General features: G+C 58.3%; 21 protein-coding genes. 7 read left to right on the top strand and 14 right to left on the bottom strand.

Annotation, left to right across the window (positions count from 1 at the left end; translation table 11 throughout):
* Positions 1–62 precede the first annotated feature (62 nt).
* From uidA to C4N24_RS07185, 5 genes are all read left to right on the top strand, one after another.
* Positions 63–1859 (top strand): beta-glucuronidase, encoded by a 1797-nt coding sequence (gene uidA, locus C4N24_RS07165; protein WP_005943354.1) that lies wholly within the window; start codon positions 63–65, stop codon positions 1857–1859.
* Positions 1860–1861: 2 nt separating this feature from the next.
* Positions 1862–3025 (top strand): glycoside hydrolase family 88 protein, encoded by a 1164-nt coding sequence (locus C4N24_RS07170; protein ID WP_112090883.1) that lies wholly within the window; start codon positions 1862–1864, stop codon positions 3023–3025.
* Positions 3025–4713: a DUF2264 domain-containing protein gene (locus C4N24_RS07175; protein WP_015538154.1), complete on the top strand. Its 1689-nt coding sequence runs from the start codon at positions 3025–3027 to the stop codon at positions 4711–4713. The genes C4N24_RS07170 and C4N24_RS07175 overlap by 1 nt, the downstream gene beginning before the upstream one ends.
* 95 nt (positions 4714–4808) lie before the next feature.
* Positions 4809–7823 (top strand): glycoside hydrolase family 2 TIM barrel-domain containing protein, encoded by a 3015-nt coding sequence (locus C4N24_RS07180; protein ID WP_112090990.1) that lies wholly within the window; start codon positions 4809–4811, stop codon positions 7821–7823.
* A 397-nt stretch (positions 7824–8220) separates the two neighbouring features.
* Entirely contained in the window at positions 8221–9780 is a 1560-nt protein-coding gene (locus C4N24_RS07185; protein WP_112090884.1) for a recombinase family protein, read from the top strand.
* 124 nt (positions 9781–9904) lie between these two features.
* Here the strand turns inward: C4N24_RS07185 and C4N24_RS07190 are convergent, their stop codons facing one another.
* A complete protein-coding gene (locus tag C4N24_RS07190) occupies positions 9905–10129 on the bottom strand; it encodes a DUF896 domain-containing protein (RefSeq protein WP_112090885.1) in 225 nt (74 codons plus the stop codon).
* Positions 10130–10194: 65 nt separating this feature from the next.
* Between C4N24_RS07190 and C4N24_RS07195 the strand changes: the two genes are divergently transcribed.
* Positions 10195–10824 (top strand): epoxyqueuosine reductase QueH, encoded by a 630-nt coding sequence (locus tag C4N24_RS07195; protein WP_112090886.1) that lies wholly within the window; start codon positions 10195–10197, stop codon positions 10822–10824.
* Positions 10825–10873: 49 nt separating this feature from the next.
* Here C4N24_RS07195 and C4N24_RS07200 read toward each other — a convergent pair whose 3' ends face one another.
* The 7 genes from C4N24_RS07200 to rsxC all read right to left on the bottom strand — a co-directional run bounded on the left by C4N24_RS07200 (position 10874) and on the right by rsxC (position 17514).
* Positions 10874–12013 carry an MFS transporter gene (locus tag C4N24_RS07200; RefSeq protein ID WP_112090887.1) on the bottom strand — a complete coding sequence of 380 codons (1140 nt, stop codon included), beginning with the start codon at positions 12011–12013 and terminating at the stop codon, positions 10874–10876.
* A gap of 424 nt (positions 12014–12437) precedes the next feature.
* Positions 12438–13337, bottom strand: coding sequence for an RnfABCDGE type electron transport complex subunit B (locus C4N24_RS07205; protein ID WP_112090888.1), 900 nt, complete (start codon positions 13335–13337; stop codon positions 12438–12440).
* A gap of 15 nt (positions 13338–13352) precedes the next feature.
* Positions 13353–13985, bottom strand: a complete 633-nt coding sequence (locus tag C4N24_RS07210) for an electron transport complex protein RnfA (protein WP_112090889.1) — start codon at positions 13983–13985, stop codon at positions 13353–13355.
* Between the two features lies 1 nt (position 13986).
* Positions 13987–14652 (bottom strand): electron transport complex subunit RsxE, encoded by a 666-nt coding sequence (gene rsxE / locus C4N24_RS07215; protein WP_005923040.1) that lies wholly within the window; start codon positions 14650–14652, stop codon positions 13987–13989.
* A gap of 17 nt (positions 14653–14669) precedes the next feature.
* Positions 14670–15224, bottom strand: coding sequence for an FMN-binding protein (locus C4N24_RS07220; RefSeq protein ID WP_005923037.1), 555 nt, complete (start codon positions 15222–15224; stop codon positions 14670–14672).
* Positions 15221–16180 carry an RnfABCDGE type electron transport complex subunit D gene (locus C4N24_RS07225; protein WP_097782996.1) on the bottom strand — a complete coding sequence of 320 codons (960 nt, stop codon included), beginning with the start codon at positions 16178–16180 and terminating at the stop codon, positions 15221–15223. The genes C4N24_RS07220 and C4N24_RS07225 overlap by 4 nt, the downstream gene beginning before the upstream one ends.
* The gene (rsxC, locus tag C4N24_RS07230) at positions 16180–17514 is read right to left on the bottom strand and encodes an electron transport complex subunit RsxC (RefSeq protein ID WP_112090890.1); all 1335 of its coding nucleotides are present in this window, start codon (positions 17512–17514) and stop codon (positions 16180–16182) included. Before rsxC ends, C4N24_RS07225 begins: the two co-directional genes overlap by 1 nt.
* Before the next feature lie 302 nt (positions 17515–17816).
* On the opposite strand from rsxC, the gene C4N24_RS15770 reads away from it, so the two are divergent.
* Positions 17817–17942: a hypothetical protein gene (locus C4N24_RS15770; protein ID WP_256466526.1), complete on the top strand. Its 126-nt coding sequence runs from the start codon at positions 17817–17819 to the stop codon at positions 17940–17942.
* A gap of 128 nt (positions 17943–18070) precedes the next feature.
* On the opposite strand, the gene C4N24_RS07235 is transcribed toward C4N24_RS15770, so the two are convergent.
* The 6 genes from C4N24_RS07235 to C4N24_RS07260 all read right to left on the bottom strand — a co-directional run bounded on the left by C4N24_RS07235 (position 18071) and on the right by C4N24_RS07260 (position 24028).
* Complete coding sequence (locus C4N24_RS07235) at positions 18071–18607, bottom strand: DUF5662 family protein (RefSeq protein ID WP_097782994.1); 537 nt, start codon at positions 18605–18607, stop codon at positions 18071–18073.
* A gap of 4 nt (positions 18608–18611) precedes the next feature.
* Positions 18612–20489 (bottom strand): glycosyltransferase family 2 protein, encoded by a 1878-nt coding sequence (locus tag C4N24_RS07240; RefSeq protein WP_112090891.1) that lies wholly within the window; start codon positions 20487–20489, stop codon positions 18612–18614.
* Between the two features lies 1 nt (position 20490).
* The gene (locus C4N24_RS07245) at positions 20491–21234 is read right to left on the bottom strand and encodes an ABC transporter ATP-binding protein (protein ID WP_097782992.1); all 744 of its coding nucleotides are present in this window, start codon (positions 21232–21234) and stop codon (positions 20491–20493) included.
* A gap of 12 nt (positions 21235–21246) precedes the next feature.
* Complete coding sequence (locus C4N24_RS07250) at positions 21247–22056, bottom strand: ABC transporter permease (protein WP_242983212.1); 810 nt, start codon at positions 22054–22056, stop codon at positions 21247–21249.
* 6 nt (positions 22057–22062) lie between these two features.
* Entirely contained in the window at positions 22063–22629 is a 567-nt protein-coding gene (gene rfbC, locus C4N24_RS07255) for a dTDP-4-dehydrorhamnose 3,5-epimerase (protein WP_005923016.1), read from the bottom strand.
* A 67-nt stretch (positions 22630–22696) separates the two neighbouring features.
* Entirely contained in the window at positions 22697–24028 is a 1332-nt protein-coding gene (locus C4N24_RS07260) for a D-alanyl-D-alanine carboxypeptidase family protein (protein WP_112090893.1), read from the bottom strand.
* Positions 24029–24087 lie beyond the last annotated feature (59 nt).

Here is a 24087-nt window from a genome sequence, read left to right on the forward strand (position 1 = left end):
GTAAGCGGGGCGTGGGCAGTACCCGCGCCCCGCATTTTTTGCAGAAATAGAGGGAAAGCGTTATGTTATATCCTGAACAGAATGAAGCGCGCTTGAAGCTGAGCCTTGACGGCACATGGGCGTTTGCGCTGGGCAGCTGCGCGGAAACCCAGTTCGACCCCGCAAAGCCCCTGCCGGACGCCCAGCCCATCGCGGTACCTGCCAGCTACAACGACCAGAACGACCAGACCACCGCCCTGCGCCGCCACTACGGCTGGGTGTGGTATCAGCGCAAGGTCACCCTGCCCGCCTTCTGCGCCGGGCAGCGGGTGGTGCTGCGGTTCGGCTCGGTGACCCACACGGCCAAGGTCTGGCTGAACGGCCAGCTCATTGCACAGCACAAGGGCGGCTTTACCCCCTTTGAAGCGGACGTCACCGCTCTGCTGCAACCCGGCGAGACCGCACTGCTGACCGTAGCCTGTGACAACCGGGTGAACCACAGCACCCTGCCTGTGGGCAACGAGGACGGGCAGCTGGCCTTCTTTGGCTCGGACAACGCGGGTATCCCCAGTGTGGAGGCTGCCAAGCGTGCCGCCGCACCCCAGAACCGCCCCAACTTTGACTTTTTCAACTATGCGGGCATCCATCGCCCGGTGGTGCTCTACACCACCCCTAAAGAGTACATCGAGGATGTGACCATAGTGCCCGCCGTGGACGGCACGGTGCAGTACGCGGTAAAAACCACCGGCAGCGCGCCTGTCCGTGTCACGGTGCTGGATGCTGACGGCAACGCCGTTGCAAGCGCCGAGAGTGCAGAAGGCACGATCACCATCCCGGAAGTGCATCTCTGGGAGCCCAGACCCGGCACGCCCTACCTGTACACCCTGCATGCCACCTGCGGGGCAGATGTCTACGACCAGACCTTTGGTGTGCGCAGCATTGAGGTGCGGGGCACACAGGTGCTTTTGAACGGCAAGCCGCTCTATTTCAAGGGCTTTTGCAAGCACGAGGACTTTACCGCCCATGGCCGAGGCTTTGACCCGGTGCTGAACGTGAAGGATGTGAACCTGATCCACTGGGCAAACGCCAATGCCGTGCGCACCAGCCACTATCCCTACGCCGAGGAGTTCTACGACCTGTGCGACCGGGAGGGCATTCTGGTCATGGACGAGACCCCGGCGGTGGGCATCGGCGGCGGGGCAGCGGTGAACCCCTATAAGGAATACCCCCTTGCGGAGCATCACCGGCAGGTGCTTGCCGAGATGATCCATCGGGACAAAAACCACCCCTGCGTGGTGCTGTGGAGCCTTGGCAACGAGCCGGATCTGGAGCACTTCCCGCAGGATGCCTACGACTACTGGCACCCGCTGTATGAGCTGGCGCACCAGCTGGACCCGCAGGACCGCCCGGTCACCCTCGTCTGCTGCCAGAACGACTACACCAAGGATATCACCACCCGCACCATGGATATCGTCTGCATCAACCGCTACTACGGCTGGTACAACCTTTCCGGTGACATGGACGCCGCTTGCTACGGCCTGAATCAGGAGCTGGATTTCTGGGCAGAGCAGCACAAGCCCGTGATGATGAGCGAGTACGGTGCGGACACCGTGGCAGGGCTGCACACCGCCGGAGCCGAGATGTTCAGTGAGGAGTTTCAGGTGGAGTTCTACCGCCGTCTGGATGCAGAGTTTGACAAGCGCCCGTGGTTTGTGGGAGAATTTGTCTGGAACTTTGCAGACTACGACACTGTGCAGGGCCCCATGCGGGTGGATGGCAACAAAAAAGGTCTGTTCACCCGGGATCGCCGCCCCAAGCTGGGCATGCACTTTCTGCGCCAGCGGTGGGCAGAGATACCTACGTTTGGATTTAAGGAGTAATCATGATGAAAACCTACCAGAACCACGCTATGACCGACGCCGAGGCACGGCAGGCACTGGCCGATGCCTGCAAACAGGTGGAGACCAATCTGCCCCTGTACACCTACCAGTGCCAGAATCATTCCAGTGTGAACGATATCTACCCCGGCTGCGCCAATAACCAGTGGACCTGCGGCTTTTGGCCCGGTGAGATCTGGCTGGCCTACGAGGCCACCGGGGACGAAAAATTCAAGACAGCCGCCCTCATTCAGGTGGACAGCTTTGCGGACCGCATTGCCCGCAAGGTGGAGGTGGACCACCACGATATGGGCTTTTTGTACAGCCCCACCTGCGTGGCAGCGTGGAAGCTGGTGGGCAGCGAAACCGGCAAAAACGCCGCCATTGCCGCCGCCGACCAGCTGCTGACCCGCTACCAACCCAGCGGCCGCTTCTTGCAGGCATGGGGCACTATGGACGACCCCGGCAACTACCGCTATATCATTGACTGCATGCTCAATGTGCCGCTGCTGTACTGGGCAGCGCAGGTGACCGGTATCGACCACTACCGCGAGATCGCCGCTGCCCACACCGCCACCACGCTGGCAAACTCCTTCCGGCCGGACGGCAGCACCTACCACACCTTCTTTATGAACCCGGACGGCACCCCCAAGGGCGGACGCACCTGTCAGGGCTATAAGGACGACAGCTTCTGGGCACGGGGACAGGCGTGGGGCGTGTACGGCAGCGCCATTGGCTACACCTACACCCACGACGAAAAGTTTTTGGATGTGTTCCGCAAGGCGCTGGAATTTTACCTTTCCCGCCTGCCGGAGGATATGATCCCCTGCTGGGATATGCTCTTTGCCCCGGAAAGCGGCGAACCCCGGGATTCCTCCTCCGCTGCCATCGTGGCTTGTGGATTGCTGGAAGCAGCCAAGTATGTGGATGAAACAGAAGCTGCCCAGTGGCGCACGCTGGCGCGGCAGATGCTGGCCAGCCTTGCCGCAAATTATGCGGTAAAGCCTGGTACCCTCGGCTCCGGCCAGCTGCTGCACGGCACTTACAGCAAAAAAAGCCCCTACAACACCTGCACCCCGGAGGGCGTGGATGAATGCACGAGCTGGGGCGATTATTTTTACATGGAGGCGCTGACCCGCCTGACCAAAGATTGGGAGATGTACTGGTGATGAACTTGCAGACCAAAGCGGATTTTACCGCACTGATGCACAAATTTCTCGACCCGCTCAAGCCTTATTATTCCGCAGGCTGCGCCCGGCTGCATCTGGGCGAGACGGGCGTGACCTACAACCAAAATGCTATTGAGCTGGAAGCCTTCAGCCGCCCGCTGTGGGCGCTGGTGCCCTTCTGGGTGGGCGGCGGCTCTGAGCCGGAATTTGAAACCATCTACCGCAAGGGTCTTGCCGCCGGCGCCGACCCGGAAAACCCCGAATACTGGGGCACCACCGGGGAATACGACCAGTGTTATGTGGAGATGGCTGCCATTGCCTGCGGCATCCTCACCGCACCGGAAAAGTTGTGGACCCCGCTTTCTGACACCGAAAAACAGAACCTTGCTGCATGGCTGGGGCAGATCAACGCCCACACCATCCCGGACTGCAACTGGCAGTTTTTCCGCATCCTTGTAAACCTTGCCCTGAAAAGCGTGGGGATGCCTTTCAGCCCGGAACTGCTGGAGGACGGTCTTTGCAAAATTGACAGCTATTACAGCGGCGACGGCTGGTCCACCGATGGCGCCTCCGTACAAAAGGATTACTACATCCCGTGGGCCATCCAGTATTACGGGCTGCTCTACTCTAAATTTGCCGCCGACACCGACCCCCGGCGTGCTGCACTCTACCGCCAGCGCGCCCAGCTGTTCGCGCAGCAGTTCGTCTACTGGTTCGATGCCAACGGCGCAGCGCTGCCCTTTGGCCGCAGCCTGACCTACCGCTTTGCTCAGAACAGCTTCTGGGCGGCCTGCATCTGGGCAGGGCTGGAGCCGCTGCCCCTGCCGGTGATGAAAGGGCTCATCGTCCGCAACTTCAACTGGTGGCTGGGGCAGAAAATGTTCGACCGGGACGGTATCCTGACCATCGGCTACTGCTACCCGCAGATGTACATGGCCGAGCGGTACAACGCCCCCGGCAGTCCCTACTGGGGCATGAAGAGCTTTTTGCTGCTTGCTTTGCCGGATGACCATCCCTTCTGGTCTGCCGAAGCCGCGCCCATGCCCGCATTGGAGCGGCTCAAGCCAATGCCCTACGCCAATATGCTGGTGCAGCGCCGGGCGGGGCGGGTAACGGCCTATGCTGCCGGTGTCAACGAGGGGCACGGCCACGGACAGTTCCCGGAAAAGTATGCAAAATTTGCCTACGATACCCGCTTTGGCTTCTGCGCCTCCCGCAGCCGGGAGGTGCTCAATCAGGCGGCTCCCGACAGTATGCTGGCCTTTGTCATCGACGATAACGTGTTTGTGCGCAAGGTGAGCAAAACGTGGGAAATTGAAGCCGGGGCTGTGACTGCGCAGTGGTCGCCCTTCCCCGGCATTGAGGTGACCACTACCATCACCCCCACGGCCACCGGCCACTGCCGCCATCACGAGATTGACAGCAGTTTCGACTGCGAAGCCTACGACTGCGGTTTTGCCGTGCCCAATTTTGCACCGGGCTATGCCGAAAGCGTGGAAAATGACACCGCCGAAGCCCATTGCGACACCCTGCGCTGCACCGTGCGCGGCAGGGGAGAAGCAGTGGTCATCGGCTGCGACCCCAACACCAGCCTGTACTTCACTAACGTCCATCTGCCCGCCGTGAAGTACCACATCCCCAAGGGGCACACAGGACTGGACACCGAGGTCTTTGACGAAGCGGACTGATGCCGCTTCTTTCCAGAAAAACAGTCGTTTTGTGCGGCTGTTTTTCTTATATCCTGTGCTATAATAAAAGCAGAAAATGCTGCGAGGTGACATTTATGCCGTTAAATCATCCCATTACCTCGGCGCTTCTGGCCGACCCGGAAATTTTCCAGCAGAACCGTCTGCCCTTCCATGCCCATTTTACCGACCAGACCAGCCTGGAACTGCCCCTGACCGTCAGCTTGGACGGCGAGTGGAACTTCTGCTATGCGGAAAACCTGACTGCACCCTTTACGGACTGGGACACCCTGACCGTGCCGGGCTTCATCCAGATGCAGAGCCTGCAAAAGCCCGGCCAGCCCTACGGCGCGCCCCATTATGTCAACACCCAGTACCCGTGGGATGGCCACGAAAAGCTGCACCCCGGTCAGATTCCGCAGGACTATAACCCCATCGGGGAATACCAGCGCAGTTTCACCCTGCCGGAAAGCTGGGCAAGCTGTTACTTGCGCCTGAACGGTGCCGACAGTGCCGCCGCCGTCTGGTGCAACGGCGTTTACATCGGCTACACCGAGGATACCTTCACTCCCGCTGAATTTGACATGACTGCTGCCGTCCACCCCGGCGAAAATACCCTGACGGTACAGGTGTACCGTTTCTCCTCCGGCAGCTGGCTGGAGGATCAGGATTTCTGGCGCATGAGCGGCTTATTCCGCTCCGTGGAGCTGTTCACAAAGCCGGAAATTCACCTCGAGGATGTCTTTGTGAAGCAGGATTTTGCCCCGGACTTTTCCAGTGCCACCGTCACCTTTGATTGCAAGGTCAGCGGCGCGGGAACGGTGTCGGTGGTGTTTGACGGCGAGGAGCAGTCCGCTGAGGTGGGGGAGCCTGCCGAATACGACAGCGGCGTGGTGTTTGGCAAAGGCGAGTCCGACCCGGATGTGGAGGAGGACGTACAGGACGTTTCCTTCACTTTTACGGTGGAGCATCCCGCCCTGTGGAGCGCCGAGCAGCCGAACCTGTACGAGGCCGAGATTGCTCTGCTGCGCGAGGGCGCTCTCGTGGAGCGCACCGGGTTGAAAGTCGGTCTGCGCAAATTTGAACTGAAAGACCGCCAGATGCTTTTGAACGGCCAGCGCATCGTGTTCAAGGGTGTCAACCGCCACGAGTGGAGCTGCCGGACCGGCCGCACCGTCAGCCGGGAAGAGATGCTGTGGGATGTAAAGAACCTGAAGGCCCACAACGTCAACGCCGTGCGCACTAGCCACTACCCGGACGACCCCTATTTTCTGCAGCTCTGCGATGAATACGGTCTGTATGTCATCGGGGAGACCAATCTGGAGACCCACGGCACATGGCAGAAGCTGGGTGCGGACGGCTCGGACGAGTGGACGCTGCCCGGTGCCCGCCCGGAGTGGCGGGAGAATGTGCTTGCCCGCGCCGAAGCCATGCTGGAACGGGACAAAAACCACCCGGCCATCCTCATTTGGTCTTGCGGCAACGAGAGCCACGGCGGCAAGACCCTGTGGGAGATGAGCGAGTATTTCCGCCGCACCGACCCCAGCCGCCTTGTGCATTACGAGGGCATTTTCTGGAACCGGGAATACCCCGCCACCTCCGATATGGAAAGCCAGATGTACACCCCGGTGGCAGACATTAAAAAGTTTTTGGCAGAGCACCCGGAAAAGCCTTTCATCATGTGCGAATACAGCCACGCTATGGGCAACAGCTGCGGCGGCATCGCAGATTATACCGAGTATGCCTACGAAGAGCCGCTGTATCAGGGCGGGTTTATCTGGGAGTACATGGACCACGGCATTGCAGTGATAAGCCCGGACGGAAAGCCCGGCTTTGCCTACGGCGGCGACTTTGGCGACCGCCCCACCGACCGGGAATTCTGCGTGGACGGCCTTGTGCTGCCCGACCGCCGTAACACCCCCAAAATGGACGCCGTCAAGGCGGCCTACGCACCGCTGAAAATCACCCTGACCGACACCGAAGTCGTGATTGAAAACCGGAACCTCTTTACCGACCTGAGCGCCTACGACCTTGTGTTTGCATCTTCGGTCAACGGCAAGCCGGAACGCCGCGCGGTGCTGCGGGCAGACTGCGCACCCGGCAAGACTGCGCACATCGCGTTCCCGTTCCCTCTGCCGGAGACAGGGCTTGCCTGCATGACCGTTACCGCAGTGCAGCGGGCTGCAAAGCCCGGCATCCCGACGGGCTATGAAGCTGCCTTTGGGCAGGTATGGCACAACTACGCCGCCGCCCGGCTGACCGTTGCCGCGCCGGAATTGGTGGAGATGGACTGCAACATCGGCGTAAAGGGCGATGGCTTCGAGTACATCTTTGGTCGCGGCAAGGGGCTGGTGTCCATCCGCTACAACGGTGTGCAGCTGTTGGACGATACCGTGCGCCCCAACTTCTGGCGTGCGCCCACCAACAACGACGAGGGCTGCGCAGAGCCGTTTGCATTTGCCTTCTGGAAAACCGCCGGTCTCTACGCCCGGTGCGATAACCTGACTGCCGAAGCAAAGGATGAGTTCGTCATCGTCCGCGCAAACTACACCCTACCAGATGGGCAGACGCTGCCCATTGATTTTGCCATCGACGGCGCAGGCCGCTGCGATATCACCATGACATGGCAGGGCGAAAAGACTGAGCTGCCGGAGTTCGGGCTGCTCTTCCCGATGCGCCGGGAGCTGACCAAGGTATCCTATCTGGGTCTTGGCCCCCGGGAGACCACCGCCGACCGCACCGCAGGCGGCAAGATGGGCGCTTGGAGCTACAATGTCCGGCAGGATTTTGCCCAGAACAGCCCGGTCTACCCGCAGGAATGCGGCAGCCGTACCGGCGTGTACAGCGCAGCACTCACCGGCAGCGGATTGAATATAGGCATCGGCTTTGCAGGGGACGGCATGACCTTCTCGGCGCTGCCCTACACGCCCCATGAACTGGAAAACGCCCGCCACCTTTACGAGCTGCCCCGGGACGACAATAAGACGGTCGTCCGCTGCGCTGCTTTCCAGCGCGGCGTGGGCGGCGACAACAGCTGGGGCGCAAAGCCCCATGCAGACGCCTGCTTTGCGGTGGAGAAGGGAACCTCGTTCCGTTTTACGATTCAAAAATAAAAATTTACTTGGCTAAAGTGGTGGGTATCATCGTGATACCCACCACTTTGGTCTTATTGCGAAACCGTAACAAGACAAAAATCAGCGCAATATTCAAATAGTATATTTGCGATATGCAATCCAACGTTGTAGCTGCTGCATTAAAAAGTTGAATTTTTATGGTTTATGGAGAAATAAGGAATTGTGTCAAAATGACACAATTGCTCCGGACACCTTCATAGAACCATGGAATGTGAATATTTTGCTTTCATAGGAGTTCATGTTTTTTTTACTGAATCTCGTGAAAAGCGTATAAAAAGCTTGCAATCATCTGTAAAATGTGGTATATCCATTATACGAAACATTGCTTTAAAAGAACACTCCACCGTTCAATGATGTGTAAAGTGAGGTGCCTGCCATGACCGCTGTGATCTACGCCCGCTATTCCAGTGACAACCAGCGTGAAGAATCCATCGAAGGCCAGATCCGGGAGTGCACGGCCTATGCGGAAAAGAACGGCATCACCATCGTCAAGCACTACATTGACCGTGCCATCTCTGCCAAGACAGACAACCGCCCGGAGTTTCAGCAGATGATAAAAGACAGCGACAAAAAGCTGTTTGATATCGTGCTGGTCTGGAAACTGGACCGCTTTGCCCGAAACCGCTACGACAGTGCCCGGTACAAGACCCAGCTGAAGAAGAACGGTGTCAAGCTCATGTCTGCCACCGAGATCATCTCCGAGGGGCCGGAAGGCATCATTCTGGAGTCGGTGCTGGAAGGTTATGCCGAGTATTATTCCGCTGACCTTGCCGAGAAGGTCGTGCGTGGACAGACCGAGAACATCCTGAAAGGCCGCTGCAACGGTGGTCGTGGAACCTTTGGCTACACGCTGGATTCGGAGCGGAAGTTCCACATCGACCCTCTCACCTCTCCTTTTGTGCTGGAATCGTTCAAGAAGTACAATGAAGGCTCCACTATGAAGGAGATTCGGGACTGGCTGAACGAAAACGGCATCAAGAACCCGGTGGGCGGTGCATTTACTTATAACAGCGTTGAACATATGCTCAAGAACCGGCGGTACATCGGAGAACTGAAATTCCGGGATGTGGTCGTGCCGGATGCTATCCCGCCCATCATTCCACTGGAACTGTTTGAGGATGTGCAGAAGAAAATCGCCAAAAACAAAAAAGCCCCTGCCCGTAGAAAGGCAGAGGATGACTACCTGCTCACCACCAAGCTGTTCTGCGGCTACTGTGGGGCATTGATGTTTGGCGAAAGCGGCACAAGCCGGACGGGTGAAGTCCACCGCTACTATAAATGTGCCACTGCCAAAAAGCACAAGGGCTGCAAGAAAAAGACCGTCCGTAAACAGTGGCTGGAAGATCTGGTGGTCAACCAGACGATGCAGCTTGTCAAAGACGATGCCGCCATGGAATCTATCATCGCCAAGGTGATGGAACTGCAAAACAAGGAGAACACCAACATTCCCCTCTATGAGAAACAGCTTCGGGATGCGGAATCCGGTATCCAGAATATGCTGAACGCGATACAGGCTGGTATTCTGACCAGCTCCACCAAGGAGCGGCTGGAGCAGCTGGAAGAAACCAAGCGTGAGCTTGAAACCCGCATTGCGGAAGAGAAGCTGGCAAAGCCCAAGGTCACGGAGGAGTTCATCCGGTTCTGGCTGCTGCGGTTCCGTAAGCTGGATATGAGCCTGAAAGACCAGCGGCAGGCGCTGGTGGATACCTTCATCAATGCGATTTACCTGTATGATGATAAGGTTTTGATAACCTTCAACTATAAAGAAGGAACACAGACCGTCACCTTTGGAGAAGCGACAGAAGTTGCATCCGAGGGAAATGGTTCGGATTTGGATTGCTTTACTGCACCACAAGAGAGACAGCTTTTGATAGCTGTCTTTTTTGTTTTATACGGCAATTTCTCTTTAACAGCAACAGCGGATAAGAGGACTTGAACAGCAACAACGACCCCTGCTGTGAAAATAGGGTCCAGAAATGCCCGCAGGCGTTCCCGAACCCCGAAATCAAAATAATCTTTCTGCTGAGCATACGCAGAGCGCACTCTAAATCGTCCTGCTTTCAGCTGCGTTCCCCGGTCAGGTCGGTGCGGCGGGTCACCTTATGGATGGTGCCGTCCGGCTCCTGAATGGACGTGCGCTCCAGCTGGCTGCGCAGGCTGGCCTTGATGTCGGCCAAATACTCCTGCCGCAGTGCCTGCTGTTCAGCCTTTTCGGTCTCGGTCAGACCGGTGGTCTTGCTTTTTTTGGCCAGCGCATTGATGCGGGCGATCTTTTCTTCCGTCATAAGGGAACCTCCTGTATTTCATCGTAAAATATGTTATAATGTAGGCAAGACCATTATAGCAAAGGATGATACCAATGGCAACACAACGCAACTATGCCCAGCAGATGGACGCCGTGCTGGCGGGTCTTGGCGATGCCCGCCCGCGCCTTTTGCTCCACGCCTGCTGCGGCCCCTGCTCCAGTGCCGTGCTGGAGCAGCTGTGCCGGTATTTTGAGATCACGGTGCTGTACTACAACCCCAACACATGGCCGGCAGCAGAATACCACCGCCGGGGCGAGGAACTGCAGAAGTTCGTGGCGGCAGCACACCCGCTTGGCGTGACCGTGGTGGAGGATACTTACGACCCGCAGCAGTTCTACACCGCTGTCGCCGGGCTGGAAAATGAGCCGGAGCGCGGCAGCCGCTGCACCGTCTGCTACCGGCTGCGGATGCGCCGTGCAGCGCAGTACGCCCGGGACAACGGCTTTGACTGGTTCACCACTACCCTGTCCATCAGCCCCCACAAGGACGCTGCACGCATCAACGCCATCGGGCAGGAACTGGAGACAGAATTCGGGGTCAAGCATTTGCCCTCGGACTTCAAAAAGCACAACGGCTATCTGCGCAGCCTGCAGCTTTCGGAGCAGTACGGTCTGTACCGGCAGGACTACTGCGGCTGCGAGTTCAGCGCAAAGGCAAGAGGTATCAAGGGATAACGCAAAGAAAGCCCCTCCGCACGGCAAAGTGTGCGGAGGGGCTTTTTGTTTATTCCTCCGGCAGCTTTGCCACCAGAATGGCAAAGACCACCAGCCCCACGCAGGGCACGATGTTGGACGCCATACCGGCGGCAAGGCCGGCGCGCTCGGCCACCATGCCGATGATCCACGGCATCAGGATGGCGCCGCTGGAAGCCACCGGCAGCATGATACCCATGCTAGTCACGCTGGTCATGCGGCCCGCACTGGCCACGGCAGTGGGGTTCAGGCCGGACATCGAGATGGCAAAGGCGAACAGCAGCGCGATGGCTGCGCCCTGCGTGTGCGCCATCACCAGCAGCACATAGAACACAGTGCACAGCACGCTCATACCCACCATGGCCTTGCGGGGCTTTTTAAAGGGGAATACAAAGGCGATGAGCAGCCGTCCCACCAGCGTAGCGCCCCACATCACGGTGACGGTGTAGGCAGCCAGCGTACCCGCAATGATGCCGCTGCCCTTGAAGTAGGTCACCATCCAGCCGTTGACGCTCTGCTCGGCGGCATTCTGGAAGAACAGCAGACCGGTCAGCAGCCAGAAGCGGGCAGACCGTAGAAAGCTCCAGTCGATGGCTTCCTTCTCTGTGCTGCTTTTGCTCTTACCGCCGTGCAGCGGGGTAAAAACGTATACCAGCCAGAGCACAAGACCCATGGCTGCCAGCAGAAACACGGCCAGCTCGGTGCTTACCCGGGCTGCTGCCGCGATAAGGAAGGGGCACAGCAGCGCACCGCAGGCGTAGCAGCTGTGCATCAGATTCATGCCCCGGGTGCGGTCGGCGGAGTTGTCGCTGACCAGAATGGTGCAGGTATTGATCACGCTGCCCTTGGCGATGCCCACCACAAAAAAGGCCACCGCCAGCAGCGCCACTGCGCCGGTCAGCCCCATGACGGCGTAGCCCACCGCGTAGCCGATGGTCAGCAGCAGCACGCTGCGCTTCATGCCCAGCGCACTGGGCAGCATCCCCATCAGCAGACCTGCCAGCAGGTTGCCCACGCTCATCAGGGAGAGCAGCGTACCGGTCATACCGTAGGCAAAGCCGTAGCGCTCCTGCAGCAGACTGACCACCACACCTGCGCTGATAGCGCAGATGCCGCTGAAGAAAAAGGTTGCAAAGCCCGCATTGCGCAGGCGTGTGTTCTGTTGTTCCATGTTGTTCCTCTCTTTGCGGAAATATCCTTTTTCTATTTAACCATATTTTCGCGGCTTTGCAACCGGATTTTCTTACAAAAAGTTGCAAAAAGCCCGCCGGGTTCGGACGATTTAAAATGCCCTCCGCTTGCGCTCTGGGCATAATTTAAGGAAAGAATATTTTATATCTCGACAGAACGGAACGCCTGCGGGCGTTCCGTTCTGCCATTTTCACAAGAAGGGTCGCAGAGACAAAATGCATTTTTCCGTCACAGCCCCTCTCGTGAAAAAAGCGTTTGGAGCGCTCCGCAGAGCGCGACAAACGCGAAATTAAAAATGATTTTTCCGCTGAAGATGCCCAGAGCGCAAGCGGAGGGCATTTCCAATCATTTTCTATACAAAAAGCCCGCCGGGCATTGCTGCACGGCGGGCTTTGGTTTACAGTTTACTCTGCCTTGGTCTCGGGCTTTGCCTCAGCCTTGGCTTCCGGCTTTGCTGCGGGGGCAGCAGCAGGAGCGGCGGGCTTCACCACGGGCTTCGGGGGATTGGGGTCGTCCTTCAGCGGGAACAGGATGATGTGCTTGGGGCACTTCTGGGCGCACATACCGCAGCCCTTGCACTTGTCGTAATCAACGCGTGCCACACCGTCCACAACGTGGATGGCGTCAAACTTACAAGTGCGCTCGCACATACCGCAGGCGATGCAGGAGGTGGTGCACAGCTTGTTTGCCACAGCACCCTTGTCCTTGTTGGAGCACATGACCACCGGCTTGCGGGGGCCGGCAGCATCGATCATGATCACCTGCTTGGGGCAGATGTTGGCGCAGGCACCGCAGCCGGTGCACTTGTCCTTGTCCACCTTGGCCACACCGTCCACGATGTGGATGGCGTCGAACTTACACACCTTGGTGCAGTCGCCCAGACCGATGCAGGCGAAGGAGCAGGTCTTGGGGCCGCCGTACAGAGCTGCCGCAGCAGCACAGGTCTGGATGCCCTTGTAGTCGTAGGCAGGCTTGCAGTGCTCGGAGCTGCCCTGACACTGCACAACAGCCTTCTTCTCTACGGCGCTTGCTTCGCCGCCCATGATCTTGGCAATGGCAGCAGCAGCCTTGGGGCCGCCGGGTGCGCACTTGTCGCAGGGCACGCCGTCCAGAACAACCGCCTTGGCGTAGTCGGCACAGCCGGCGTAGCCGCAGCCGCCGCAGTTTGCGCCGGCCAGACAGGCAGAAACTTCCTCAATGCGGGGGTCTTCCTCCACCGCCATGAACTTTGCGGCAGCCACCAGAACGATAGCACCCACAGCGCCCACGATGGTGCACAGGATAACAGCAGATACAATATTCATAGTCCTGTTCCTCCCTTACAGCGTAACATTGAACAGGTTTTCGACGATGCCGCCGAAGCCCATGAAGGACAGGCTGGTGATTGCAGCTGCGATCAGGGTGATGGGCAGGCCCTTGAAGGGTGCCGGGGGATCGCAGGCTTCCACGCGCTTACGCACGCCGCTGAACATAACCATAGCCAGCATAAAGCCGCAGCCTGCGCCGATAGCACAGATCAGAGCCTCGATGTAGGCGTAGCCGAAGCCGTGTGCAGCCACATCTGCGCCGTAGTCGCCCACGACCAGAATGGTCACAGCCAGCACGCAGCAGTTGGTGGTGATCAGGGGCAGATAAACGCCCAGCGAGTTATACAGTGCAACGATGTACTTCTTGAGGAAGATCTCGATGAACTGCACCAGCACAGCGATGACCAGAATGAACACGATGGTCTGCAGGTAGCTCAACCCAGCCGGGTCCAGAATGAAGATCTGGATGGGGAAGGTAACGGCCGTTGCCATGAACATAACAAAGATGACAGCACCGGACATACCAACAGCGGAATCCAGCTTTTTGGAAACGCCCAGGAACGGGCAGATACCGTAGAACTTCACCAGCACATAGTTGTTGACAAGGATCATGCTGAAGAAGATCGCAGCGAGTTTGACGAGCATCTTATTCCGCCTCCTTCTTCAGATTGTCAAGATCACAGCAGCTCTTGCGCTCGATGCGGGCGTCCAGCTTGCCTTCCAGCCACACACAGCCGGCCATCAACAGGCCGAAGCAGAAGAATGCACCGGGAGCCTGCGTCATGATGGACACCTTGGCAACGCTTTCCGGAATGATCTGGAAGCCCAGCCAGGTGCCGCTGCCCAGGATCTCACGGATGGAGGCCATCAGGGTAGCGGTGAGGGTGTAGCCGAGGCCCATGCCCACGCCGTCCAGTGCGGAATCCACCACATTGTTCTTGCAGGCGAACATCTCGGCACGGCCCAGAATGATACAGTTGACAACGATCAGGGGCAGGAACACGCCCAGAGCGTTGTACAGGCTTTCCATGTAGGCCTGCATGAACATCTGCACGATGGTCACGAAGCCTGCAATGATGACGATGTAGCAGGGCAGATGCACCTTGCCGGGGATGACTTTCCGCAGCAGGGAGATCATGATATTGGAGCACACCAGCACGAAGGTGAAGGCGGCGCCCATGCCCAGTGCGCTGGAAACTGCCGTGGTAACGGCCAGAATGGAGCAGGTGCCCAGAACCAGACGCAGAACAGGGTTTTCTTTGATGATGCCGTTGGTAAGGATGCTTACCTTGGACTTATTTTCTTGTGCCATTTCTTACCAACCTCCTTTTATGCCAGCTCGTTGAAGCAGTTGATACAATCATTGATGGCAGCAAACAGAGCGGTGGACGAAATGGTTGCGCCACTGTACGCATCGAAATCCTGATTCATCACAATGTTCTTGGTGCCGTCCATGCCGTTGAACTGTGCCAGGAAGTCATCGGTGGACACATTGGAGCCGATGCCCTTGGTCTGGGTAGAAGCATCCACCCAGATGCCGGTCTCGGCGCCGTTGGCGTCGAAGCCCATGATGACGGTCAGAATGCCGCCGTCAAAGCCCTTTTCCTCGGCCTTGATGGCAATGCCGCCGTCCGGAGCCTTTACCACGCCGGTAACGTTGGCGGTGGTGTAGTCGGTCACTTCCTCCAGCGTAGCTGCGTCCGAAACAGAGGGCATCACGCTGACATAAGCAGCCAGGGTGGTGCGGCGGGTGTTCTCCTTGATAACGGGAGCGGTCATGCCGTTCACCAGAGCCAGCAGCAGGCTGACGATCAGAGAGATGACGGTCAGCACAACGATCGGCTTACCGGTGGTTTCCCAGCTGGAATTTGCAGTCTTACTCATTTGCCAGCACCCTCCTTCGCTTTCTTTGCAGGCTTCACATAGCCATACGGGGTCTGACGGGTCAGATCATTGATGTACGGGACCCACAGGTTCATGAACAGCAGTGCGAAGGACACGCCCTCGGTGTAGCTGCCCCAGTAGCGGATGGCAAAGGTAACGATGCCAAGGCACACGCCGTACACCAGCTTGCCCTTCAGGGTAAAGGGGCTGGTAACGTAGTCGGTAGCCATGAACACAGCGCCGAACAGCAGGCCGCCGCTCAGCACGGCAACCAGTGCGCTGTGCAGATCCTTGGTAGCGATCAGGTAGAACACGAACACGCTGCCAACGTAGGAAGCCGGAATGGCGATGCTGATGGTCTTGGTAGCCACCAGATAGATCAGACCCAGCACGATAGCCAGTGCGCAGGTCTCGCCCAGCACACCGCCGTGGATGCCCATGAACAGATCCAGCAGGCTCAGCTTGGAAGGATCTGCCACAGCCAGCGGGGTAGCCTTGGACAGCTGGTCCACCGCTGCATCCGGGAACACCCACTTATTCATGGAGCCGGCAAAGCTGATAAACAGCACGATACGGCCCACCAGAGCGGGGTTTGCAAAGTTCATGCCAATGCCGCCGAACAGCTGCTTGACAACGATGATAGCCACCAGATCGCCGATGATCAGCTGACCGATGGGCATCCCCACGGGCACGTTCATGGCCAGAATGATACCGGTGACCACAGCGGACAGGTCGCTGATGGGGTTTGCACGCTTCAGCAGCTTGCAGTACAGCCACTCAAAGGCCACACAGGCTACCACGGAAACGGCGGTGACCAGCAGGGCGCGCACGCCGAAAATGATCGCAGAGGCAACCACGCAGGGGCACAGTGCAACGATCACGTTAGCCATCAGGCTCTGGGTGGTCTCGTCACTGCGGACGTGCGGGGAAGCCGAAACAATAAGCTTCGTATCCATTACTTATTGCCTCCTTTTTTGATTTCGCCAAGATAGAAGGCCTTGGCCAGACTCATCATCTGGGTGACCGGGCGCTTTGCCGGGCAGACGAAGGAGCAGCTGCCGCAGTTGAAGCAGTAGTCAGCGTGCAGCTTGCCCAGCTCCTGCACATCGCGGGCGGCGTAGGCCTGATTGACCTCCACGGGCTCCAGACCCATGGGGCAGTACTCCACGCAGCGGCCGCAGCGGATGCAGGGGTTGACCTGTGCGGGCTGTGCAGCTGCCTTGCTCAGCAGGATCAGACCGGAAGTGGTCTTAGTGGTGGGGTAGGAAAGGTTCTCCACAGCGGGGCCCATCATGGCACCGCCGGCAACCACCTTGCCCAGCTCGCCCTTCACGCCCACATAGTCCAGAATGTCCTGATAGGCGGTGCCCACGGGCACAACAACGTTCTGGGGCTTTGCGCAGGCATCGCCGTCCACGGTGATGGTACGCTGGACCACCGGCATACCGGTAGCCAGATACTTGCCCAGCGTGGAAACGCTGGTCACGTTCATCACGATGGCGCCTGCATCGGCGGGCAGACCGCCGTGGGGCACCTCGCGGCCGAGGCACTTCTCAATGAGGATCAGCTCTGCGCCGGTGCCGTAAACACTGGGCAGGGGCTTTACCTCGATAGCGCTGTCGTCCTTGGTCTTTTTGCACAGCAGGTCGATGCACTCGGGCTTGTTGTTCTCAATACCAATGATGCACTTCGGGATGCCGGTATACTGCAGCACAGCCTTGATGCCGCGGATGATATCATCGCTGCACTCCAGCATCTCCTGCGTGTCGCTGGTCAGCCACACCTCGCACTCGGAGGCGTTGATCAGTAGGGTATCCACCTTCTGCTTGGGCTGCAGCTTCACATCGGTGGGGAAGCCTGCGCCGCCCAGACCGACCAGACCGCACTCGCGCACGGCGGCAAGGAAGCTGGCCTTATCGGTGACTTCCGGTGCCTTGACAGCCGGGTCTACGGTCTGCTTGCCATCGGTCTTGATGACAACAGAATCGCACATACGGCCATTGGACAGACGGAAAGCTTCCACTGCAGCTACCGTACCGGAAACGCTGGAGTGGATGTTTGCGGAGACAAAGCCGCCCGCCTCACCGATCTTGGTGCCGACGAACACTTCATCGCCTTTTTTCACCAGTGCCTTGGCGGGTGCGCCAATGTGCTGGCTCATAAGGATGCGTACCTGCGCGGGCAGAGGCATCGGGACAGGTTTGCTTGCAGCAGTTGCCTTGTCATGCGGCGTATGCGCGCCAAGCGCCGCACGTTTCAGCTTGTTCAACATGGATTTCAAATCCCCCATTCTGCTTGAATTGCCATCCCCTCGCCCATGCAGGCGCACTGGTACAGGGACAGCAGCTGCTTAACACACTTATTGTATCATTTTGGCGCGGGAAGTCAACGACATCACGCCCCAAATGATGAATTTTCCTGAACTTTCTTATTCGTTTTCGCCAATTAGTTTTAACTAACCACCGTATTTTTCTTTTTGTTCTCCCCTCTCTGCCGTTTGCCTTTACTGCGGGAATATGCTATACTATACCTAACATGACAGGCGGAACGTCCCCCGCTCCGCTCCCGAACTTCACAAGGAGGCACCAAACCATGAAAGTTCTCAAAGCTCTGCTCGCCGTCCTCACCACACTGGCTGTCGCCCTGACCGCTATTCTGCTGTTCTGGCAGGATAAAAGCGCTCCGCGCTATATCAAGATCTACGAAAACGAGCAGTAATATTTTTCTTGCAAAAATAACACCCCGGTCAGGCGGTAAAACCGCCCGGCCGGGGTGTTTTTGCGTTGTCCGGCAGACCACACAAAAACGCCGCCGACTTTTCGTCAGCGGCGTTTGCGCAAAAATACTCAGTAATCCGTCTCGCAGCCAAGCAGGAATTTGATGTAGGCAAAGGTGCGCTCCCGCCCGAGGTCCCGCACCATGCGCAGCAGCTTTTCCAGCAGCGCCCGGGTCTCCGGGTGCATCAGGTAGTGATCCTTGCTGCGCTGGTAGTACTCCCACGCGGAGGCATCGGTGTATTTGTCGCCCAGATAGATCTGGCTTGCCGCTACCCGGTCGCACACCATCTCGCAGACGTACCGCAGGGGGATCTTCATGCCGGTCAGGCCGGTCTTGGTGGTGCTGTAATCGATCCAGTATTCCAGATGATGCTTGTTGCGCCCCTTGTGGTGCAGCCACGCCGAGGTGTAGCCCTTGGCTGCGCGCTCGGCCTCGTTGGGGCTGTGGTCGCCCTGATAGTAGATGCACCCGGGGATGAACTCGGTGGGGCTGTACTTGCTCAGGTCGTGAGCAAGCCCCTGTTCATACAGCCCGCATTCAAAGCAGTATTTCATCACCAGCAGCTTGTGCCGGGTGATGGTCTCGAAATGACCCTTGATGTTCATGCTGTTATTCCCTCCACTGCACCGTGATGCGTCCCTCTTTCAGCCCGCGCAGATCATCACTTTCGGAAAAATCCTCCCGGTCCATGGTCAGATTGGGGTTGTAGTAGGGGTCGTGCAGGATGTTTTCCCTGCCGTGCACATCGTACAGGCGCTGCCGCTCGGCGGCAAAGCGCCGTGCCTTTACCGGGTCTTTTTCGTCCCCGCCGCGGCTCTTGCTCTCGTAGTGGGTCAGCTGGGCGTAGGGCGTCCACGCAATGCGATAGCCCGCATCCCGCACCCGCAGACAGAAGTCCACATCGTTGAAGGCCACCGCAAAGGCTTCGTCCAACCCCTTTACCTCGTCCCACACGCTGGTCTTTACCAGCAGGCAGGCACCGGTAACGGCAGAAAAGTCCTGCACCGTGGCGGTGCGGAACAGATACCCGCTGCCGCCGGCCTTTTTGTACTTGTGGCTGTGTCCCGCGTAGCCCCCCAGCCCGGTAATGACGCCCGCGTGCTGGATGGTCTCGTCCGGGTACCAGAGCATGGCACCGCACACTGCCGCCCCGCCGGGGTGGGCGCATTGGCGCAGAAGTTCAGTGAGCCAGTCGCCGCTGCGCACCTCCACATCGTTGTTCAGCAGCAGCAGATACTCGCCGGTGGCGTACTTGCGGCCAAAGTTGTTGATGCCGGAAAAGTTGAAGCCCTTTTTCGGGTAGGTGACCACCCGCAAGCCGTCGTAGCGCTGCTGCGCCTTTTTATAGTAGGCAAAGGTGGCGGGGTCGGTGGAGTTGTTCTCCACTACGATGACCTCAAAGTGCTCCCATTCGGTCTTTGTCCAGATGCTGTGCAGGCACTTTTCCAGATCCTCGGTGTGGTCCTTGTTGGGAATAAGGATGCTTACCTTCGGTTCGCCCACGATGTCCCACTTCACCCGGTAGGTGCTGGGGAACAAGCCGTCCTCCACCGTGCCGGTGCGCCCGGTGCGGGTCAGGTGGTCTGCCAGCGCCTTTTTAGCCGCTGCCGCCACATAGGGCTTGGCATCGGCACCACCGGAGGTAGACCCCGCGTGCACCCGCCAGTAGTAGAGCACCTGCGGCACATGGGCGGCACCGCCGGTCTTTTCCAGCAGACGCAGGAACAGATCATGATCCTGACTGCCGTCGCATTCCGGGCGCTCACCGCCCAGCTGCTCCCACAGTGTCTTTTTAAACACCGCCAGATGGCAGATGTAGTTGCAGCACAGAAGGTAGTCCGGGGCGTAGTCCGGCTTGAAGTGCGCCACCATGGGGCGTCGGATGCTCTTGGTGAACAGTGCTTCGTCGCTGTACAGAAAACCGTCCGGTTCTCCGCACTGCCGCAGCTGCAGGATGGCCTTGCCCATGGTATACAGAGCATGGGGTGCCAGAACGTCGTCGTGGTCTGCCAGCGCCAGATATTCCCCTGTTGCCAGCTGTGCGGCAGCGTTGGTGTTGGCGGCAATGCCCTTATTTTCGATCTTTTTGTATACGATCTGTTGATTTTTTTGCTGATATTCCTTTACGATCCGTTCCACGTCCCCGTGGGCGGCGTCCGAAGCATCGGCAAGGCAGAGCTGCCCGTTGGGCGCAGTCTGCCCCGCAAAGGAATCCAGAAACTCCCGCAGGTATTTTTCAGGGGTATTATACAGCGGGGTCAGCACCGAGATGGTGGGCAGACCGCAGTCTGCCGCCGTTTTGCCTGCCATCTCTGCACGCTGCGCTTCCAGCACCTTTTTGGCGGGCAGGTAGCGTGCGCGTTTGCCAAAGCAGCGGCGCTTGACAAAGCCCGCACCGCGCATGACCATGGTGGACAGACCCTCGTCCTTTGTCAGCTGCACGGCATAGCCGACAAGCTCCTTGGCGCGTTTCAACCGTACGTTCATATCAGACCTCGCCGCGCTGAGTCGCCTTGTAGGCGGCGCAGACTGTTGCGGTGTCCCCGTTCATTTTCAGGTGGCCGTGGCTCAGCCATGCCACCTTGGTGCACATCCGCTCGATCTGCTCGATGGAGTGGGACACCAGAATGACCGTGGTGCCGCCCGCCATCAGCTCCTGCATCCGCTTTTCGCACTTCTGCTGGAACAGGAAATCGCCCACCGACAGCACCTCGTCCGCAATGAGGATATCGGGCTTGGTGATGGTGGCAATGGCAAAACCAATGCGCGCCACCATGCCGGAGGAGTAGTTTTTCAGCGGCACGTCCAGAAAATTTTCCAGCTCGCTGAATTCCACGATCTCGTCAAATTTTTCGTCCAGATACTTGGGCGAAAAGCCCAGCACCGTGCCGTTGAGATAGATGTTCTCGCGGGCGGTCAGGTCCATATCAAAGCCCGCGCCCAGCTCGATGAGCGGGGCGATGGTGCCGTTTACGGTCACCTTGCCCTTGCTGGGCTTGTACACCCCGGCAATGGTCTTGAGCAGGGTGGATTTGCCCGAGCCGTTCAAGCCCACAAGGCCGTAAAAATCGCCGGGCATAATGTCCAGACTGACGTCCTTTAAAGCGTAGAACTCGTCGTACTGCAGCCGTCCCTGCACCATGGCCAGAAAGTACTCCTTCAGGCTCTCATGCTTTTCCTTGGAAAGGTTGAAGCACATGGAAACATTGTCCACTTTGATGATCGGTTCCATTGTTCACCCTCCTTAAATGTGCAGCACAAAGCGGTCCTGCGTTTTGCGGAACACCTGCAGTCCCACCACCATGGACACTACGGCGCAGATGCCGCAGACAAGGAACATATTCCCGTCCAGCGGGATACCCCACATCACCGTGCGGCGGAAGCCCGTGATATACCAGTACATGGGGTTCAGCTTGATGATCTGCTGCATATTGAAGCCGCCGATGGAAAAGGTCATCTGGGTGGGGTCGTAGAAGATGGCGGAGAAATACAGCAGCGCGGTGACGAACACGCTCCAGATGTGCATGATATCCCGGAAGAACACGGTAGCCGCCGCCAGGAACATACTGACCCCGAGACTGAAGAAGAACAAGGTCACCAGCGGGTACAGCGCTTCAAAAATAGTCAGATGGAAGGGCGCGCCGGTAAAGATCATGACCAGCAGCAGCGCCACAAAGCTGAACACGCAGTTCACCATGGCAAAACAGCATTTTTCCAGCGGGAAGATATACTTGGGGATATACACCTTTTTCAGCAGCGGAGCGGCGCTGAGCACGCTGCTCATGCTGGTGGAGGTAGCCTCGTTGAAGAAGTTGAACAGCAGCTGACCGCACATCAGAAAGACGGCAAAGTTGTCGATGCCGCTGCCCCGCATATCCATCAGGCTGCTGAACACCGCCCAGTACACAAGGCACATCAGCAGCGGGTTCAAAACGCTCCACACCACGCCCAGCACGCTGCGGCGGTATTTCAGCTTGAAATCACGGCTTACAAGGTTCCACAGCAGATAGCGGTAGCGCCAGAAGCCGTTCCACATCCCTTTGAGTTTTGCCACGGGCGATCACCACTTTTCAAAATACTCGAACTTCTGGGCGGCAAAGGGCTCGTGCAGCTTGTCCTTTGCGCTGGTCTTGTGCTCGCAGCCGCAGTCCGGCCACTGCACGTTGACGGTGGGGTCGTCGTAGGGGATGCCGCCCTCGCTGGTGGGGTCGTAGACATCGGTGCACTTGTAGCAGAACTCTGCCACATCGCTCAGCACCAGAAAACCATGGGCAAAGCCCTCCGGGATATAGAACATCTTCTTGTTGTCCTCGGAGAGGGTGACGCCCACCCACTTGCCAAAGGTAGCGCTGTGGGGACGGCAGTCCACAGCCACATCATACACCTCACCCTTGGTCACGCGCACCAGTTTGCCCTGGGTATGGTTCTTCTGGAAGTGCAGCCCGCGCAGCACGCCCCGGGTGGAGCGGCTCTGGTTGTCCTGCACGAATTCCTTGTCGATGCCGGCCTCTGCAAACTGGTCCTTCTGGTAGGTCTCCATAAAATAACCGCGGTCATCGCCGAACACCTGCGGCTCAATGACCACCACGCCGGGGATCTCGGTCTGCGTAAAAATAAACTTGCCCATGATATTGTACCTCTCTTTTTTTAAAAGCTTTTTCTTTATCTGGAAAAGTCTGGTTTTGAACAGGCTTTTACGCTTTGTTATGGTGCTTTGCCGTTTTGCGGCGCTTTTTCAGGCGGGCGTGCAGCCGCAGCACCAGCACCGTGACCACGGCTGCGCCTATGGTGCACCCCACCGAGATGCCCGCCAGCAGCCATGCGCTGCTGCCCGGCTCCACGTCCTTGGCAGTATCCAGCTTTTTGCCGGCGCTCTGTTCCAGCAGCTCGGCAAGACCGGTGATCTCGGCCTTCACCCGCACGCTGGTACTCTCCTGCTTTGCGCCGCCGTTCAGGGTATACACCGCATACACGGCGGGTTCTGCGCCCAGCAGATACTGCTCCGGCAGTTCCAAATCCACGGTCACATCCTGCGCGGATAAGCCCTCGGCCAGCAGCAGCTTCACCCCGGGGTCGGCCACCGTGACCGTACCAAGGCTCTGCCCGCCGCCCGCCACTGCCAGCTGTGCGGTAACGCTGCCGCCGGGCAGCTGGGTGTAGTTTTTGTAGGTGGCAAAGGCGTAGTCCAGCAGGGTGCGCACATCATTATATTTATCGGTGCTCAGCTGGCTTTGCATCGTCACACAGATCAGCCGCACCCCGTCCTGCTCCGCCAGACAGACATAGCTGTACCGGGCGGTGTTGGTGTAGCCCAGCTTGGAGCCCAGCACGCTGTCGATGTGGTAGCGACTGGAGCCGATGCGGATCTTATCCTGCTGGGAGAAGTAACGGATCACCGGCTGGATGTTGGTGGACTGCATGGTGTACATCTGGTTGCGGGTGAACACATCCTCAAACCCCGGCTGCTGCAGCGCCCAGCGCAAAATCTGCGCCATATCGTAGCAGCTGGTGTAGTGATCCTCATCGCTGATGCCGTGGGGGTTTGAAAAGTGGGTGTGGGCAAGACCAAGCTCCTCCACCTGTGCATTCATGGCCGCCACGCCGTCCGCGATGGTGCCGCCGCCGAAATACTCTGCCAGCAGGTTGGCACCATCGTTGGCGCTGGCCATCTGGGTAGCGTACAGCGCATCCACCAAGGGGACTTCCTCCCCTTCCCGCAGGGCGATATGGCTGGAATCCGTGCCCGCCAGCGAATAGACATCCTCGTGGCTCACGGTCAGCTTTACGTCATCCCAGTCCCCCTGTGCCTTTTCGCAGGCAAGACCAAGGGTCATCACCTTGGTAATGGAGGCCGGGTGCAGCTCTTCGTCCATATTCTGCTGCGCCAGCACAAGGCCGGTGTCTGCGTCCATAATGCAGTATGCCCGGGTATTGGCCAGCGCCGGGCCGGCTGCTGCCGCGCCGGGCACCAGCACAGTGCCTATCAAAAGCAGCACAGTGCACAGTGCTGCGGTAAATTTTTTCATCTGGTATACTCCGCTTGTCAGTTTTATGCCAGTAAGGCATCATTTGGAGTATACCACAT

The sequence above is a fragment of the Faecalibacterium prausnitzii genome (assembly GCF_003287405.1).
GTDB lineage: Bacteria > Bacillota > Clostridia > Oscillospirales > Ruminococcaceae > Faecalibacterium > Faecalibacterium intestinale.